The 14,671-nt window shown below is 66.2% G+C and carries 15 protein-coding genes; 3 read left to right on the top strand and 12 right to left on the bottom strand.

Going from position 1 to position 14,671, the window contains the following annotated elements; all coding sequences use genetic code 11:
* Positions 1-172: 172 nt before the first annotated feature.
* Both ACTUWL_RS20240 and ACTUWL_RS20235 read right to left on the bottom strand, forming a co-directional pair.
* Positions 173-1,549: a cytochrome c peroxidase gene (locus tag ACTUWL_RS20240; protein ID WP_021079412.1), complete on the bottom strand. Its 1,377-nt coding sequence runs from the start codon at positions 1,547-1,549 to the stop codon at positions 173-175.
* Entirely contained in the window at positions 1,546-2,331 is a 786-nt protein-coding gene (locus ACTUWL_RS20235; RefSeq protein ID WP_021079411.1) for an EfeM/EfeO family lipoprotein, read from the bottom strand. Before ACTUWL_RS20235 ends, ACTUWL_RS20240 begins: the two co-directional genes overlap by 4 nt.
* A gap of 244 nt (positions 2,332-2,575) precedes the next feature.
* Here ACTUWL_RS20235 and ACTUWL_RS20230 point away from each other — a divergent pair, with 244 nt between their 5' ends.
* Positions 2,576-3,067 (top strand): prepilin peptidase, encoded by a 492-nt coding sequence (locus ACTUWL_RS20230; protein WP_021079410.1) that lies wholly within the window; start codon positions 2,576-2,578, stop codon positions 3,065-3,067.
* 119 nt (positions 3,068-3,186) lie between these two features.
* On the opposite strand, the gene ACTUWL_RS20225 is transcribed toward ACTUWL_RS20230, so the two are convergent.
* From ACTUWL_RS20225 to ACTUWL_RS20180, 10 genes are read right to left on the bottom strand one after another with little or no spacing between them, the layout of a single operon-like run.
* Positions 3,187-3,831, bottom strand: a complete 645-nt coding sequence (locus ACTUWL_RS20225; protein WP_021079409.1) for a hypothetical protein — start codon at positions 3,829-3,831, stop codon at positions 3,187-3,189.
* Positions 3,831-4,394: a type II secretion system protein GspM gene (gspM, locus tag ACTUWL_RS20220; protein ID WP_021079408.1), complete on the bottom strand. Its 564-nt coding sequence runs from the start codon at positions 4,392-4,394 to the stop codon at positions 3,831-3,833. The genes ACTUWL_RS20225 and gspM overlap by 1 nt, the downstream gene beginning before the upstream one ends.
* Positions 4,391-5,464, bottom strand: coding sequence for a PilN domain-containing protein (locus ACTUWL_RS20215; RefSeq protein WP_021079407.1), 1,074 nt, complete (start codon positions 5,462-5,464; stop codon positions 4,391-4,393). The genes gspM and ACTUWL_RS20215 overlap by 4 nt, the downstream gene beginning before the upstream one ends.
* The gene (locus ACTUWL_RS20210; RefSeq protein ID WP_021079406.1) at positions 5,464-6,378 is read right to left on the bottom strand and encodes a type II secretion system minor pseudopilin; all 915 of its coding nucleotides are present in this window, start codon (positions 6,376-6,378) and stop codon (positions 5,464-5,466) included. The genes ACTUWL_RS20215 and ACTUWL_RS20210 overlap by 1 nt, the downstream gene beginning before the upstream one ends.
* On the bottom strand, positions 6,378-7,085 hold the full coding sequence (locus ACTUWL_RS20205; RefSeq protein WP_021079405.1) for a PulJ/GspJ family protein: 708 nt from the start codon (positions 7,083-7,085) through the stop codon (positions 6,378-6,380). Before ACTUWL_RS20205 ends, ACTUWL_RS20210 begins: the two co-directional genes overlap by 1 nt.
* Positions 7,082-7,462 (bottom strand): prepilin-type N-terminal cleavage/methylation domain-containing protein, encoded by a 381-nt coding sequence (locus ACTUWL_RS20200; RefSeq protein WP_021079404.1) that lies wholly within the window; start codon positions 7,460-7,462, stop codon positions 7,082-7,084. Before ACTUWL_RS20200 ends, ACTUWL_RS20205 begins: the two co-directional genes overlap by 4 nt.
* 4 nt (positions 7,463-7,466) lie before the next feature.
* A complete protein-coding gene (locus ACTUWL_RS20195; RefSeq protein WP_021079403.1) occupies positions 7,467-7,931 on the bottom strand; it encodes a type II secretion system protein in 465 nt (154 codons plus the stop codon).
* Positions 7,932-7,946: 15 nt separating this feature from the next.
* Complete coding sequence (gene gspG / locus ACTUWL_RS20190; RefSeq protein WP_035651717.1) at positions 7,947-8,426, bottom strand: type II secretion system major pseudopilin GspG; 480 nt, start codon at positions 8,424-8,426, stop codon at positions 7,947-7,949.
* Between the two features lie 53 nt (positions 8,427-8,479).
* Complete coding sequence (locus tag ACTUWL_RS20185) at positions 8,480-9,691, bottom strand: type II secretion system F family protein (RefSeq protein WP_021079401.1); 1,212 nt, start codon at positions 9,689-9,691, stop codon at positions 8,480-8,482.
* 4 nt (positions 9,692-9,695) lie between these two features.
* Positions 9,696-11,369 carry a GspE/PulE family protein gene (locus ACTUWL_RS20180; RefSeq protein WP_021079400.1) on the bottom strand — a complete coding sequence of 558 codons (1,674 nt, stop codon included), beginning with the start codon at positions 11,367-11,369 and terminating at the stop codon, positions 9,696-9,698.
* A gap of 324 nt (positions 11,370-11,693) precedes the next feature.
* Between ACTUWL_RS20180 and gspD the strand changes: the two genes are divergently transcribed.
* Both gspD and ACTUWL_RS20170 read left to right on the top strand, forming a co-directional pair.
* Positions 11,694-14,075 carry a type II secretion system secretin GspD gene (gspD, locus tag ACTUWL_RS20175; protein WP_021079399.1) on the top strand — a complete coding sequence of 794 codons (2,382 nt, stop codon included), beginning with the start codon at positions 11,694-11,696 and terminating at the stop codon, positions 14,073-14,075.
* Positions 14,076-14,151: 76 nt separating this feature from the next.
* The gene (locus ACTUWL_RS20170) at positions 14,152-14,625 is read left to right on the top strand and encodes a tetratricopeptide repeat protein (RefSeq protein ID WP_035651713.1); all 474 of its coding nucleotides are present in this window, start codon (positions 14,152-14,154) and stop codon (positions 14,623-14,625) included.
* The last annotated feature ends 46 nt before the right edge of the window (positions 14,626-14,671 follow it).

Below are 14,671 nucleotides of genomic sequence, written 5' to 3'. Positions count from 1 at the left end.
CATTGCTTAGTGCGACAGTATGACGCATGCTTTTCGCTAACGTGAAAGCGCGCGAGAAATTTCGAAACGTTGAAAGATTTTCTGTGGAGACAACTCTTCAACCGAAGAGCGAGAAACGCCGAAGCAATTCACGCAACGGCGCGTTGCGCAGATCCACAACGATACAAGTCGATCAGTGCGAGATGTGCCTGGAGCGCATCACCTCGCGCAGTGCGGCGTAATGCTGGTCATGCACGTCTTGATTGAACAACGACCACGGCTCGGCGCTGGCCAGCAACGCAGGTACCGCCGCAGCCATCAGGTTGCGATAATTCCTGAACTCGGTCGCGGCGTCGGCGTTGCGGCCCGCTGCAACCGCCATCTCGATACGGCGCAACGTCAGCACGAGCTCCTTGAGCCCGTTGCGCGCGAGCACGCGCTGCTCCTCGCCGCCCGACACGCTGGTATTCTTGCGATCGGGATATTGCTCGGTCAATTCGCGCAGCTCGCGCCCGATCGTATCGACCGCCAGCGCGACGATGTCCTTGTCGCCGGCGGGAATCGCGGTCGCGAGCACCGTCGAGAAATCGTTGATCTCCTTCAGCGTCGCACCGGCCCCATCGCGTTCATACGGCTGCACGCCATCGCCGACGGCCGTGAGATAGGCGACGAGGTCGCCCTTGTCTTGCGCCGAAAGGTCGAGCTGAAAGGTCCGGTCGAAATGATCGACCACCTGGCCATAATTGTCGAAGCGGCCGTCGTGGAAGTACGGCGCGTTGAAGTCGGCGTTGCGCAGCGTCGGCGTCTTGAACAATCCGCCCGAGCCGACATCGTGCTGCTGGTGGTCGACGAAGCCGGAGGACGGAACGTGGCACCCCGCGCAGCTGAGCGCAGGATCGTGCGGGAACGGCTTTGCGAACAGCGCTTCGCCGCGGCGCTCCGCGTCGGTGATCTTGCCGGCCAGCCGCCCGGCTGGACCGAGACTCGGATTGGGCAGGAAGTCGATGTCGTGAAGATAGGCCACGATCGCATCGAGCGTGGCCGGCGACGGCTCGGGTCCGGCGAATTCATTGGTGATGACGTTGTGGACGAAGTCGCGCAGCGAAGCGAAGCGGCCGTCGGCGCCGTAGGGCGCGAGGTAGCGCGCGCCGCGCAGGCTCGGGATTCGCACCGGATCGAACGACAGATTGTTGGCCTTCGGATTGAACAGCGGGCCGGTGGTGTCGAACGTGCCCGGCCGGCTCGACATCTTCGGCATGAAGAACTTGGCGTTGTTCGCACCGTTGACATGGCAGGTGCCGCAGCTCACGCCGGCCTGCCGCGCCACCTCGCCGAGCAGCCCCGGCGAGTTGAATGCCAGATCACCGAGATTCACCAGATAAGACTTGGCTCCGGTCCGCTCCGACTGGAACACCTCGCGCGGCTTGTCGAGCGCGTCCTCGTTCAGCTCGGTCGCGACCGGCAGCACGGTCTTGTCGCCGTCGACCGGAAACGCCGCGGCACGTCCGAGCAACGCAAGAGCGATGACGCCGGAGAGCAGCGCGCCCAGCTGCCGGTGGAACGATGTCATCGCGCCTGCGCCTCCAGGGTCGGGCGCTGCAGCCCGAGCTTGGCCGCGGCGCTCTGCAACGCGACCACGAGTTCCTCGCTGGTGCGGCGCAGATCGGCGATGTTGACATGGGGCAGGTCCGGCGTGGCGACGATCGCCTGCAGTTGCTCGATGCGGTTCGTCACCATCTCGTCGAGCTTGCCGTCCACCGTGTTGAGCGCGGCGGAGAAGATCGTGTGATAGGCGAAGTCGATGCCGGCGATGTTGTTGCGCATGTCGTCCAGCGAGGTGCCGCTGATGCGCGACTCGCCGCCATCGGCCTTGCTCTCGCCGACTTCGTAGGCGAGCCGCACTGTGCCGTCCAGCAGGCCCTGCGGCGTCAGCTTGATGTCCTTGAGCTTGCCGTGAAGATCATTCAAATGCTCGACGAGGCCCGTCGCATCGGTCGCAACGTCGGTGCTGGCAGCACCGAACAGCTTGGCCTCGATGGCGTGAAACCCGCTGTCCGCGTTCGGCCAGGCGTCGATCTGTGCATCGAGCTCGGGCACGAAGCCCGCGGTGAACACCTCCGAGCGCTCCCAGCCGGCGCGCGCCGACAACCAGGCTTTCCTTGCACCGGGCACATCCGCAGCCGCGGCGCGTTCACGCAGCGCACGCGCGCCCGCCAGCGCGCTGCCGACGCCCTCGATCAGATACGGCCGATAACGCTCGGCACCGTCCTCGAGAGTGCCTGCACGCGCGGCACGCACGCCTGCCGACGCTGCCAGCAAAACCAGGCACGCCGCCACTCGCATCTTGTACATAGTCAACCCACTCGTCTGCCGCGAAGGGCTCGCGGCACATAGCGGAGCGAACTATTGTCGGTATCCTATGCGGATTTGTGACAGCGCAGACTTTTTGTCGCATCTTTTCTGTTTCGTCATCGCCGATGACGTTCACAATCCCGCAAGCGGATCACGCGGCTGCTGATCAATTGAAAATGGACTGTTCAACCCACGCAAGTTGTTGCAACACAATGTGTTCACGCGTCACACTTGTCCCGTCACCATGCAGATCGATCACGAAGCGCTTTATTTCATTGCATCCTACGGCACGCTTTGCGTGCTCTGCTGCGGCGTCGCGCTGATCGATCTTCGCCACGGCATCATTCCCGACTGGCTCAATCTTGCGATCGCAGCACTCGGGCTTGCGAACGTCGTCGTCACTGAAAGTGCAACAGCCGCCTTCACTGCGATGGCGATCGCCACCCTCGTCGGCATCGTGTTCTGGCTGTTGCAGCGACTCTACTTCGCCTTGCGGCGCGTGGACGGCCTGGGACTTGGCGACGTCAAGTTTCTTGCCGCCGCATCGATCTGGGTCGGCGCGTCGGGGATTCCGACCCTGCTGCTGATCGCGGCGCTCGCGGCACTTGGTGTTGCCGGCGGCATGCAGCTCGCGGGACACCAGATGAAACGCCAGACATCGATCCCGTTCGGCCCGTTTCTTGCGCTCGGACTTCTGCTGACGCCGGCACTTCAGAACTGGCTTGCGCTGAACTAAAGCGCGATGAGATTTGGTTGAATCATTATCGCGCTTTAGACCTTTGTTTGAGCACGATCTTTTCGGAAAACCGCTTCGCACTTTTCCGGATCATGCTTTGGCTCCTGCGGGACGTGCCCTTACATCTGGCGCCGCGCGGCCAACGGCTTCCGCTCGGTGCTGACCGGAACGAGGCGGGCTTCGCCGCCCTCATCGCTGCCGGGTTGGGGCAATGTGAGCACGGCCCCATGTTCGTCTTTCTCCATAGTGGCTCCGCGCCCCTTGATGGTTCGCAGCTTCCATCCCTGGAAGTCGTCGCCGATCTTCAGGCGCAGCGCGGTCTTGTTCGATTGATCGAGAAAGATCCCGAAGCTTTCATCATCTCCCGAGATCGTGCCGACCAGCGACAGCGGCGGCGGCTCGGTCGCGATCCTGCGCGGTGGTGGCGGCGCGGGCTTGCTGACCTCGGGTTCCGCAACGACGGCGGGCGGAGGCCGTCGCGACGGCGAGAACACCGGGCGGTCGCGGGTGTTGGACAGCGTCGTCAGCGGAATGCCCCACAACGGATTAGCACTGAGCGGCCGCGGCGTCGCCGCCGGCGACGGGGCGACCCGAACCGACGTCACCGATTCGGAGGGCGGCGGTGAATTCAACACCGGTCCCCCGAGACGGGTCTCGTCGAGCAGGCCGGCATCCAGCGCATCGCCGGACCGGTCCGGCACCGCGGCCGGCGCGGCATGAGCCGACATCGCGAGCAGCACGATGATCGCAGCATGGCGTCGCATCATTTGGCTCCTCGCCATTGTCCGGACACACCGAGCAGCACGCGCAGCTTGCCGGGATCGCCGCCCTTGGCGGCTTCGTCGGCGACCGGTTGCACCACCAGCTGGTCGATGAACAGGAACGGCATGCCGGCTTCGAGATCGTAGAGCACCTGCTGCAATTGCGCCTGCTCGATTTCGCTGCTTGCCACCATGCTGATGAAGCCGGCCTTGGCCGGCGCGTTGGGAACGTCGAGCTGCGTCGACAGCACGTTGCCGCCGGCCTTGATCACCGCACCCGACACCCGTTGCAGCAAGGTGGCGCCGGCAACCGTGACCGTCGCCCCTTCGAGATAGGCCGAACCGGTCGGCATGGCGGCCTCGCCGGGCGCAGTCTTCGCCCTGGATCGCCCCTCCAGTTGCTCCAGCATCCCGGCCGACGCCGCAACATCGCTGCGCAGGCCGATGAGGTCCGAGAGCGAAGAGATGACGACAAAGAGCAGCAGCACGAAAAGGCCGAGATAGCTCGCGGTGGCGACCAGTGGCGAGGTGCTGACCGCGGTCAGCGATCGGGAAGCTGCGCTCATGAGCCGGACCCAAAATAGGCTGATATGTTGGCCTCGACGTGGAATCGCTCCGCCGATTCATTCGCGGCCCGCGTCGTCGGCGCGAAAAACGTCGCGCGGGTGAATTGCGGTGACTGCTCCAGCAGCCGGATCAGGGACGGCGCATCCTGGGTCAGTCCCACCACCTGCACCTTGTTGCCCTCGATGCGAAGCTCCGTCACATAGGTGGTGTCGGGCAGCACGCGCGAGATCGCTTCCAGGACCATGACGCTCGACGGCGTCGTCTGCTTGCGCTTGGCCAGGAGGCCGAGGCCGGACGTATCGCCATTGGCATCGAGACGCAGCGCGGCACGGCGCTGCGAGATCCGGTGCTGCAAATCCTCCTGCTCGGATTGCAGCCATCCGCCGACATAGATGTTGAGCAGCAGGCAGGCCGCGGCCGCGGCAGCCGTCGAAACCAGGGCGATGCGCAGCAGGCGCGGAACCGTGGGGCCAGCAAGGCCGCGCAGCGACCGGTCGAGCAACGTCACCTGCTGCGGCGTGCCATCGCTGCCGACTGCCGGCGCCGTGACCGCAACGGAGGCGGCGCCGAGCATCCCGGCCAGCCGGAGCAACGGATCGACCTTGGCCGCCGCGGTGGCGCTGAACGCAACTTCGATACGATCGTTGGCGACCGGCTGCGGCGAACCCCAGCCGAAGACCGCATCGGCGGCGGTCCATGGCGTCAGCCGATCGACCTGCGCGCGGATCATCCCGTCAAGGAAGTCGGCCGCCTGGCTCGGGAAATCGAGCACGCGGCTGACGATTTGATCCGATCGCAATCGCACCTCGATGCGGCTGCCATCGAGCGCCGCCTTCCAGTCCGCCGACAACGGCGGCTGCGGCGCATCATGATCGAGCCGGAACGATGCCGGCGTCAAAGGCGAGCCGTCCTTCGACGCCGCGAGGCGGGCGGTGAACGTGCCGTCGGCATTCTCGTCGAGTTCGACGCTGCGCCGGTGCATGAACCTGCCCGCCACGCCGTCAACGGCCGTCGCGACCGCGCCGATCCATTGCTCGAACCATTGCCGTGCTTCGGCAAGCATTGCCATCATCCTCTCCCGCGCAACAGAACCGGGCTTCTCGGTTCAAGATCGTTCTGCCAGGACAACACACGATAAGGCTCGGCCTTGTCGCCGAGTGCGACCACCGCTTCGGACGTGGTGCGGTGACCATTGCGGAAGCGGATAGAGATTGCGATCCGGTAGCAGGGGCTCTGCGCAGTCGAGGCCGCACTTTGCGGGCTCGGGGCCTGCGCTCCCGCGACGGTCCCGTTCGGCGACGGCGCAGCCGACCCGAAGCCGTCCTGATCCTTCCCCGATGCCTTGTTCACGGCCAGGGCGACTTCCGGCGCGGCGATTTTCGGATCGACATCCGGACTGCCGTTGAACACCGTCACGAACGGCAGCACGCGATCGACAAAGGCTTCGGGGATACCGGCGACCAACGCCAGCTCGTTGACATGGGTGAACAGCCCCTGCCGCGGCGAATAGCCCAGCGCGTTGTAGCGCGCGACCTCGACATTCTCGCTGCCCGGCGTTGGCCGGGTCCGCCAGCCGACGATCCGGTCGGCATATTCGCCGGCTGCATCCTTGCTTGCGCCGAGCACGACGAAGAGGCCGACCAGCATCTCCTTCGATGCGTAGTTCAGGTCAACGCGGCCGGCTTCCGACGTGAAGGTGACACCGACGCTGGCATCGTCCAGCCCGAACTGAAACGCGCCGTGCTGCGGCCGCGTCTTCTCATCCGTGAGCGTCAGCTGATAGGCGGTGAGCTCGAGCCCGGCCGACACCAGCGCCTCGGTCTGCAGCGAGATGTCGCTCGCCGCCAGCGCCCGCGCCGATGCGGCAAGATAGGCCGAGAAGATGATCGCCAGCGACGACAACGCCAGCAGGATCCAGAGCACCGCGACGATGACGAAGCCGCGGTCGGCCGGCGATCGGCTGCTGTTGCCGGGCGCGTTCATCACGTCTTCCCCTGATCGGTCGGAACATTGGAGCTGCCCTTGTCGCCGCAATTGCCGTCCGGCTTGGTGCAGTCGCTCGGGATTTGGACATGGACCGGCGCGATGGTCGAGACCGACAACACGCGCTGGCTCGCCGCGTCACGCACGGTCAGCCGGATCATCGCCGGCAGCCGCTCGGCATCCTTCCACGCGTTCTTCCAGGCCCGGTCGGCACCGGCATAGGCAAAGGACAGCCGATAGGGCGCACGCAGCAGCACCACGGGGCTGCCGAGATGCACCTGCTCCGACAGCGACACCCCGTCGGCCAGCGGCGTGAACCGCGCCTGCGACCGGACCGTGACGAACTCGCCGCGATCCCTGACCTCGCCAAGGCGCACCACGTCGAGCCCCGGGCCCGCATTCGGCCCCAGCGAGGTGCGCACGAAGGTCACGGACAGCTCCGATCCGTCGAACAGCGGCTTGCGGGTATCGCGGTTGGCGGCAACGAATTCCGCCGCGGCGAGATCGGCGCCGATCCGCTCCAGCGCGATCCCGATCAGTTCGCTGCGCTGGATCCGGTCGAGTCCCCTGTTCCAGCTCGGCAGCCATTCCCCGGTGATGCCGGCGAGCGCCGACAGCAACAGCCCCATCAGCGCCAGCGCGACGATCATCTCGATCAGCGTGAAGCCGCGCTCACTGGTTCGCTGTGCTGTCCCTGCCCGGATCATTCCGCAGACCTCGGCATCAGGCGCACGGTGCGGATGTCGGACAGCGCACCGCCCGGCGATTTGACGCGAATTCGCACCAGCTCCGGGGCCCAGGGCGCGTTGCCATCAGGGACTTTCCAGTCGCCGCCGAGCGGACTGACCTCGATGGTCCAGCGGTACCCCTCCGCCTGTCCCGTCGACGTGCCCGACTGCAATTCGGCGCGCGGCGGAATGCCGACCGTCATCAACGTCCGCACTGCCTGCATCAGCGCCACGTGCTGTTCCATGGCCCGCACCCCGCGCATCTTGACGCCCATGACGGCGCCGATCGCAACGATCGAGACAGCCACCAGCGCCAGCGCCACCAGCACCTCGATGATGGTGAACCCCGCTTCCATGCGGTTAGTTGGTGGCGACGTCGCGCGCAACGATTTCAACCCTTCCGGTGAGCCAGTTGACGCGAACCTCATATCCGGCATCGAGCCGCGTCAGCGCGATGGAGCCGCCGCAGGACCCGCCATTGGCGAAGAAGCGGATGGTCGACAGGGCCGCGCGGCGCTGACAGCTCTGCGGCAGCACGGCATCGAACCGCACGTCATCGGGGATCCGCACGGTAATGCGCGACGCCCCCGAATGGATCACGCGGCTTGGTGCATCGACCAGGGTCGCAACGCTGGTGCTGCGCTCGATGGCGGCATTCCGGTCGGCCTTCAGCAGCGTCGCGGTCTGCAGCGCATAGGCCTGCAGGCGCGACCGCGACGTCTGGTGCGGAATGAACGGAAGCAGCACGGCCGCCAGCAGCGCGATGATGGCGAGCACGCACACCATCTCGAGCAGGGTAAAGCCGCGTTGCATCGCGTCATTCATGCGCGCCGTGCATCCTTACTGGTCGTTGTTGGCGGCCGTGCTCTTCTCGAGCGAGATATCGGCCGAGGTGCCACTGCCGCCCTCCTGACCGTCGGCGCCATAGGAGACGATGTCATAAGGACCGTGCTCGCCGGGCGAACGATAGACGTAGGGGTGATTCCAGGGATCGTTCGGGACGTTGCCGCCCTTGAGATACGGGCCGTTCCAGGCGGCGACCCCCGGCGTGCGCCGCACCAGTGCGGCGAGCCCCTCCGCCGTGGACGGGAAGCGCCCGGCATCGAGATAGAACAAATCGAGCGCGCTGGAGAAGCTCTGCAGCTGAATGCGCGCGGTCTTGACCTTGGACTCGCTGAGATAATTGAGGACCCGTGGGCCGATCAGCCCCATGATGAGGCCGATGATTGCGATCACCACCAGCATCTCGACCAGGGTGAAGCCCGCCTCGCCCGAACGCCGCGGCGTTTGCGACCGCGCGCGACCGTATCCCGCTCGCATGGAAAAAGTTTCGATGATGCTGTTGCGCGATATCATGACCGATGACCTCTGCTCTAACCGACTAGCTGCGTGACCGAGAGCAGCGCCGTCATGACCGAGACGATCAGCCCGCCGACCACGGTGCTAATCGTGATGATCGCCAGTGGACCGACGATGCCGACGACACGGTCCAGGCTGCGCTGCAGTTTAGCTTCGTAGAATTCCGCCACCCGCCCGGCGAGCACCGGCAACTGCCCGGTCTCTTCGCCGAGCCGCAGCATGCGGACTGCCATCGGCGGCAGGCTGTCCGCCACCGCAAGTGCTTCGGATAATTTGCCGCCATGACGGACGCGGTCCGCGGCCGCGGTCCAGTTCGCCTCGCTCCCGGTCACCGCCATGATGTCGACGAGGATGCGCAGCGCGGCCGTGAGGTTGACGCCGCTGCCGAGCAGGACGCCGAGATTGCGGCAGAACAGGCTGGCGCGGTAGAACTGGAAGGCGCTGCTGATGCCCGGCACCCGCGAAATGCCGCTGACCAGCGCGGCGCGCACCCGCGCCTGCCGCAGCAGCCACCATGCGAGCGCAATCGCCGCCGCGCCGATCAGGCTTGCCGCCGTGGCATTGGCGCGCAGGAAGTCCGACAGCGCGATGAAGCTGGCGAGCGCGGTGTCCGACTTGCCGCCGAAATCGCCCAGCACGGTCGAGAATTGCGGCAGCACGAACAGCAGGAAGAACAGCATCACGCCGGATGCCGCGACCAGCACGAAGGCCGGATACTGCATCGCGTCGGTCAGCTTGCGCCGCATCTGCTCGGACCGCGCGCGCTCGGTCCCCAACATCTCCAGCACGGAATCGAGCGTGCCGGAGATTTCGCCGACCCGGACCAGGGCGATGTACATCGGCTGGAACAAGGCCGGATGATCCGCCACCGCATCGGCAAAGCTCTCGCCGGTGAGCAGGGCGGCGCGGATCTTGGCCACCACAGGGCGCATCCGCCCGACATCGGCATCGCCCGACAGGAGCTCCAGCGCATCGTCGAGACGCGCACCGGCCTTGAGCAGCAGCGCGAGGTCGCGCGTGAAGGTGGTGACCTCGGCGGCACTCGGCCCGCCGAACAGGCTGCGGCCGCCGCCGGCGCCGGCGGCGCGCTTGTCCTCGGTGGTCTCGATCGGCAGCAGCTTGAGATATTCGATGCGCCGCGCCACCTCCGCCGCGGTCGGCGCCGAGATCGTGCCGTTCACGATCTCGCCGGCCTGGGTCAGAGCGCGATAGCGATAATTCGGCACGGCGTCACCGCACCGTTGCGACGCGGAGGATCTCGGCGGGCGAGGTCAATCCGGCGCGGCATTTGGCGACCCCGTCGTCGAGCATCGTGGTCATGCCCGCCCGGATCGCCATCGTATCGATCTTCAGTCCGTCGGTTCGCTCTCCGATCAGCTCGCGCAGTTCATTGGACAGTTCGAGCAGCTCGAACACCCCGAGGCGGCCGCGATAACCGGTACCGCCGCAGCGCTCGCAGCCGCATGGCTCCTGGATGATCTCCTCGGCCTTGAAGCCGAGCGCGGCGAGCCGGGGATCCTCGGTGAAATCGGCCGCTGCCAGCGGCCGCGCCGTCTTGCAGCGCTCGCACAATTGCCGGACCAGGCGCTGTGCGATCACACCGCGCAACACCGACCGCAGCAGATAGCCTTCGACCCCGAGGTCGAGCAGGCGCGGCACCGCGGCAGCCGCGGTCTCGGTGTGCAGCGTCGTCAGCACCAGATGGCCGGTCAGCGCGGCATGCACCGCGACATGCGCGGTCTCCGTGTCGCGGATTTCGCCGACCATGATCACATCAGGGTCCTGGCGAACGAACGAGCGCAGCGCGGTGGCGAAGGTCAGGCCGATCGCCGGTTTGATCTGGGACTGGTTGACGCCGGGCAGCTCGTATTCGACCGGGTCCTCGATGGTCAGGATCTTGCGGCTGGGCTCGTTGAGGATCGACAGGATGGTCGCCAAGGTCGTGGTCTTGCCGCTGCCGGTCGGCCCGGTGATCACGACCATGCCATGCGGAAGCTTCAACAGGCGCCGCAGCTTGCCCTCGTCAGGCGCAGAGAAGCCGAGCTTTTCGACCACCAGCAGGCCGCGATCCTTCGGCAGGATACGGATGACGGCGGATTCGCCGTGCTGGGTCGGCATGATCGCGACGCGAATATCGATGTCGGTACGCCCGGCCCGCAGCCGCGCCGCGCCGTCCTGCGGCAGGCGGCGCTCGGCGATGTTGAGATTGGCGATGATCTTGATGCGGGAGACCACCGCCTGCGGCAGCACGCCCGACAGCGCCGCAACCGGCCGCAGCAGGCCATCGATCCGCAAGCGCACCATGAGGCCGGCCGAGAACGGCTCGATATGGATGTCGCTGGCGCGAAGCTCGACCGCCTTCTCGATCAGATCGTTGACCGCGCGTACTACCGGGGCGCCGCTGGCCAGATCGCGCAGGCTCTCGATGTCGTCCTCGCGAGGCAGCGCCGACGTCGTATCGGTCGCCTCGGCCTCCTCGGCACTCGCGTTGTTCAGCGCGATGACGACGTCTTCCGACGAGGCCACCTTCACATCGATGCCGGCGCCGAGCACGATCTGCGCCGCCCGCAGCGTCGCCTGGTCGGTCGGATCGACGACCGCGAGGACAGTGGTGCCGTCGGCGGCCCGGCACGGATAGACCATGGTCTCGCGCAGGAAGCGCGCCGAGAACGCGCTGACCAGCGGTTCGGCCGAGGTCATGTCCTGCAGCGCCAGGCGGCCGAGCGCGAAGAAACGTGCCGCCTCGTCGGCGAATTCGGTCGGTGAGAGGCTGGTGACCTCCCACAACTTCAACTGCCTGACATCGGCGCCCGGCCCGGTCCGCTCGACTACCCCGTCGATCGGCGCCAGGTGATTGTTCTGACGCAGATAATCCACGAACCGAACGGACAGGTCGTTGGCCATTCTCGATATCCCGCCACACTATCCCGGATCAGCTCGTGCCATCCGCCGCCGCGTTCGGCTCCGGCGGTTCTGCGGTTATCGATCCGAAGTGTGACAGCTGTGCGAAGTGGCGTCGTTCGCCTCGCTCAACAAGCCTCGACGTGGCACCGCGGACACGACCGGGCGAGCGCAGCTCGATGTTGGTGCGATGCGGTGGGGCGGTGCGCGAACGACAATCATGTAACCAATTTATTTCTGTCATGTTCGATCGATAAGAGTCCTCCCGGGGTAGGACCGATCGTCGCAAGCCATCGATTTTTCAGTTAGTCGGAGCGAAGGGCCTTCATGCAACGCGCAGGCACAGTGGGCCGCTGCCCGACGATCCGTGGCGGCCTCGCAGCCATTTTTGCATTGACGTCATTGGGGTTGCTGGCGTCCTGCAATTCCGCGACGGTCAGCGAGAGCGTCGACGCGTCCCAGGTCGACGTCACCGACAAGGTGCGGTCGCTGGATTTGTTGCCACGCCAACCGCAGCCGGTGAGCGGGCTGGCGGCCACGAGCGGCAGCCAAAGCGGCAGCGTACGCGCGGCGATGTATGACGGAAGCGACGTCACGGCGGTGGCGGATGCGCGGCCGCAGCCGGCTTCGAACGGCAATGGCTTCGATCTGAATTTCGAGAGCACGCCGGTGGCGACCGTCGCCAAGGTCGTGCTCGGCGACATCCTGCATGTCGGATACACCATCGACCCGCGGGTGCAGGGCACGGTGAGCCTGGTGTCGGTCCGACCGGTGCCGAAATCCGACATGGTCTTCGTGCTTGAAAACGCACTCCGCCTGAGCGGCGTCGTGCTGATGAAGGATACGGCGGGCTACCGCCTGACGCCGCTCGGCGACGCCGTCGGCGGCGGCCGCGTCGATGCCGCGGCAGCCAATCCCGAGGCCGGATTCGGCATCTCGGTGGTCCCGCTGCAATATGTGTCGGCGCAGACCCTGCTGAAGCTGACCGACAGCTTCGCCACCCGGGCCGGCTCGGTTCGCGCCGACACGACGCGCAACTTGCTGCTGATCCAGGGCACCGGCGCCGAGCGCCGCACCGCGGTCGATACCGTGCTCAGCTTCGACGTCGACTGGATGCGCGGCCAGTCCGTCGGCATCTTCCCGATCTCGAGCGGCTCGCCCGCGCCGGTCATTGCCGAGCTGGAGAAGATCGTCGATTCCGGCGAGAACGGCCTCAGCCAGAACGTCATCAAGTTCATGCCGATCCAGCGCCTCAACGCCGTGCTGGTGGTGACCAAGAAGCCGGACATGCTGCATACGGCTGCGACCTGGATCAAGCGCCTCGACCGCAACGACACCGCGCGCACCTCGGTCCACGTCTACCGCGTCAAATACGGCGATGCGCGCCAGATCGCGCGGGTGCTGACCGACATGTTCCTCGGCGGCTCGTCCGGCAATCTGCTCGACAGTGCCGACAGCCAGCTCGCGCCCGGCTCCGGCACCTCGTCGACCTCGAGCGCCGCCGACCGCCTGTCGCTCAACAATAACGGCGGCGCGAATTCGAGCATGGGCGGCTTCGCATCGCGCGGCACGTCGGGGACAGGCGCGACGGGCCAGGGCCTCGGCCAGGGATTCGGCGCCGGCGGACAGTCCAACAATCCCAACAATCAGGGACAGGGCAACAATGCGCTGGATGCCGGCCGCGGCGCGTCGGGCTCGGGCAACGGCCAGCCCGTCATGCAGGACGTACGCATCACGCCCGATGTCGTGAACAACAATCTCCTGATCTATGCCGACCAGGCCAACTACCGCATCATCGAGGCGACGCTGGTGCAGATCGACGAGCCGCAACTGCAGGTCGCGATCGACGCGACGATCGCCGAGGTCACGCTCAACAACACCCTGTCCTACGGCGTGCAGACCTATCTCACCAGCCGGAGCCTCGGCCTGAAGCCGAACATGGGCTCGTTCACCGGCACCCAGGCCACCACGGCGCCCGCGACCACCACGGATGCGGCCACCGGCGTCGCTTCCGTCGCCGGCTCGGTCACCAATGCCTTCATCAACCGGGCCTTCCCGGGCTTCAACTTCCTGGTCGGGTCCGAGACGCAGCCGAGCTTCATCCTGGATGCGCTGCATGCCGTCACCAGCGTCAAGGTGCTCTCCAATCCGTCGCTGGTCGTGATCAACAACCAGGTCGCGACCTTGCAGGTCGGCGACGTCGTCCCGGTGTCGACCGGCAGCGCGACGGTGCTGACCACCAGCAATACGGTGGTCAACACCATCGACTATCGCAACACCGGCATCATCCTGAAGGTCTCGCCGCGCGTCAGCGTCAACGGCACCGTGCGGCTCGATATCGAGCAGGAGATCAGCAACGTTCCGCAAAGCAGCACGGTGAACCTGACGCCGACGGTGTCGGAGCGCAGGGTCAAGAGCCAGATCTCGGTCGCCAACGGCCAGACCGTGCTGCTGGCGGGCCTGATCAGCGAGCAGCAGAGCGGCGCCCGCAACGCGCTTCCCGTGCTCGACCAGATTCCCGGCCTCGGCGATGCCTTCGGGCATCAGAGCAACGGCACCCAGCGCACCGAGTTGATCATCTTCATCCGCCCGCAGATCATCCGCAACGGCTCCGACGCCCAGACCGTGGCCGAGGAGCTGCGATCGAAATTGCGCGGCAGCATCGCCACGACAACGACCAATGCGCCGATCACCACCAGCTATCACTGAGCGGAGCAACGGGATGCGCCGCGGACTCGCACAACGGACAGGCGTTGCGGCTTCGCTCGCCGTCGTGCTTTGGGCCATCACCGCGTCTGCTGCGAGCGCCGACAGCGTCGCGCGCGGCGCGGCGGCCTTCAATCACGGCGATTATGTCAGGGCCGCTCGGGAGCTCGCGCCGGCCGCCGAGCGCGGCAACCCGAGAGCGCTCGGCATGCTCGGCTTCATGTATGAGCACGGCTTCGGCGTCCCGCAGGCCTACGCCGCTGCCGCCGATCTCTATTATCGCGGCGCCGTGCAGGGCGACCCGTTCGCGCAAGCCCAGCTCGGCCTGATCTACGACAAGGGACACGGCGTCCCGACCGATTTTGTGCTGGCCTACAAATGGCTCAACCTGGCGGCCGCCCGCGCCGGCGGGCGGCAGCGTGACGCCTATCTGAGGTTTCGCGATGCAGTCGCATCGAAACTCTCGACCTATGAGATCATTGCCGGCCAGCGGTTTGCGTTGGGATGGGTTCCCGACCGGGCAGCGCCGGACGTGCACCTGACGGTCAAGTAATCACCGATCGCAAGCCCGCGCCGCGCGCGACCCGTCGCGCTCCCCG

Source organism: Bradyrhizobium sp. WCU1, assembly GCF_053474805.1.
Note: the sequence above shows the minus strand (reverse complement) of the source record. Positions and strands in the feature narration are given on the sequence as shown.

Excerpts from the sequence above, each read along its gene's own strand:
- ACTUWL_RS20240 (WP_021079412.1), bottom strand. The coding sequence starts at position 1,549 with ATGACATCGTTCCACCGGCAGCTGGGCGCGCTGCTCTCCGGCGTCATC.
- ACTUWL_RS20235 (WP_021079411.1), bottom strand. The coding sequence starts at position 2,331 with ATGTACAAGATGCGAGTGGCGGCGTGCCTGGTTTTGCTGGCAGCGTCG.
- ACTUWL_RS20230 (WP_021079410.1), top strand. The coding sequence starts at position 2,576 with ATGCAGATCGATCACGAAGCGCTTTATTTCATTGCATCCTACGGCACG.
- ACTUWL_RS20225 (WP_021079409.1), bottom strand. The coding sequence starts at position 3,831 with ATGCGACGCCATGCTGCGATCATCGTGCTGCTCGCGATGTCGGCTCAT.
- gspM (WP_021079408.1), bottom strand. The coding sequence starts at position 4,394 with ATGAGCGCAGCTTCCCGATCGCTGACCGCGGTCAGCACCTCGCCACTG.
- ACTUWL_RS20215 (WP_021079407.1), bottom strand. The coding sequence starts at position 5,464 with ATGGCAATGCTTGCCGAAGCACGGCAATGGTTCGAGCAATGGATCGGC.
- ACTUWL_RS20210 (WP_021079406.1), bottom strand. The coding sequence starts at position 6,378 with ATGAACGCGCCCGGCAACAGCAGCCGATCGCCGGCCGACCGCGGCTTC.
- ACTUWL_RS20205 (WP_021079405.1), bottom strand. The coding sequence starts at position 7,085 with ATGATCCGGGCAGGGACAGCACAGCGAACCAGTGAGCGCGGCTTCACG.
- ACTUWL_RS20200 (WP_021079404.1), bottom strand. The coding sequence starts at position 7,462 with ATGGAAGCGGGGTTCACCATCATCGAGGTGCTGGTGGCGCTGGCGCTG.
- ACTUWL_RS20195 (WP_021079403.1), bottom strand. The coding sequence starts at position 7,931 with ATGAATGACGCGATGCAACGCGGCTTTACCCTGCTCGAGATGGTGTGC.
- gspG (WP_035651717.1), bottom strand. The coding sequence starts at position 8,426 with ATGCGAGCGGGATACGGTCGCGCGCGGTCGCAAACGCCGCGGCGTTCG.
- ACTUWL_RS20180 (WP_021079400.1), bottom strand. The coding sequence starts at position 11,369 with ATGGCCAACGACCTGTCCGTTCGGTTCGTGGATTATCTGCGTCAGAAC.
- gspD (WP_021079399.1), top strand. The coding sequence starts at position 11,694 with ATGCAACGCGCAGGCACAGTGGGCCGCTGCCCGACGATCCGTGGCGGC.